Raw genomic sequence first — 1,342 nt, forward strand, 5'->3', positions numbered from 1 at the left:
TCCTGTATTGTAAAATGAAACTGGAATTAAGGAATTGATAACAAGGGGCATGCCCCTTGTTATCAATTCGCGCCTGTGACATGCCCCTCATGTTTATTTTCTATATGAAAATTGTCCATAGAAATCGTATTATATTGTTACCACACTTTATAAGGAGATTTCTATGAACACTATTAATATATCACAAAAAACAAAAAATAAACATCTCGATTTTTCTCATTATGAGTATATCATCAATTCCTTGATTATGTTTAATGCTTCTTATTCTGGTAAGCGCAACATCGGTAAAACTCAATTTATTAAAAATCTTGCTTTGGATGTTGGTACTTCGGTTTCTAATATCTATTCAATTATCAAAGATGCTACGGTCTCTATTAGAGATACTCATCTCAATAAGCATTTTGAACTATCTGCCTTGGCTGCTTTTCAAAAAAGATCCAAGAATCATAAGATTCCTAACAATTCTAAATTTGATAAAGCTACTGATTTTATTTCTCTTGTTGAAAACGAAATCAAATCCAACAAGCTTTCTTCTATTGATGAAACCATCAATTATTTGATTATTCATCAAAGGGATAAAATTAATGATATGGAAACTGTTTCCACTAAAACCTTTTATAACTATGTTCATCAGGGTAAAACCTCTATTAAACCTATCGATCTTCCTCGCATGGTCAGAAGAAAAACAAAGAAGAACTGGAAGACGTATATTCCTAAAAGACAAAAAGGGGTTTCTATTACTGAAAGGCCTGAATCTGTCGATTCCAGAGAAGCGTTTGGTCATTGGGAGGGCGATTTGGTTACTGGTCCTAGAGATGGTCAAAATGGTGCTTATCTTACTTTGTTGGAAAGAAAAACTCGATTTTACTATATGATCCCTATTTCTTCCAAATCTTCTAAAAAAGTATATATGCAAATCAACAAGCTTCACAAGTTTTACGGTGATAGCTTTAAAGATATTTTCAAATCCATCACTTTTGATAACGGTAGTGAATTTTCTAGATGGAAGGATATGGAAGTAAAACCTAATACAAAAGAAAAGAGAACCAAGATTTATTTTGGCAGACCCTATCATTCTTGTGACAGGGCCTCAAATGAAAACTGTAATGGACTTATCAGATATTTTATACAGAAAGGTACTGACATCAACACAATAGATAAAAAGACAAGTATTGATATAAATAACAAAATCAATCAAAAGAAAAGGAAGATACTTGGATATCTTCCTGCTGAAAAATTATTTCTAGATGAATTAGCTAAACTTAATGTAACTGAAAATACGATTTTCTATAAAAATTAGTTCCTATTTTCTCTTATTTCCAGTTTCTGCTTGCAATTCGGG

At 31.7% G+C, this 1,342-nt stretch carries 1 protein-coding gene; it reads left to right on the forward strand.

Going from position 1 to position 1,342, the window contains the following annotated elements; translation table 11 throughout:
• The first annotated feature begins 163 nt into the window (after positions 1 to 163).
• Positions 164 to 1,300, forward strand: coding sequence for an IS30 family transposase (locus LJD32_RS14865; RefSeq protein ID WP_052010840.1), 1,137 nt, complete (start codon positions 164 to 166; stop codon positions 1,298 to 1,300).
• Positions 1,301 to 1,342: the final 42 nt, after the last annotated feature.

The organism is Faecalibacillus sp. TM498, from assembly GCF_020589955.1.
GTDB classification, from domain to species: domain Bacteria; phylum Bacillota_I; class Bacilli_A; order Erysipelotrichales; family Coprobacillaceae; genus Faecalibacillus; species Faecalibacillus intestinalis.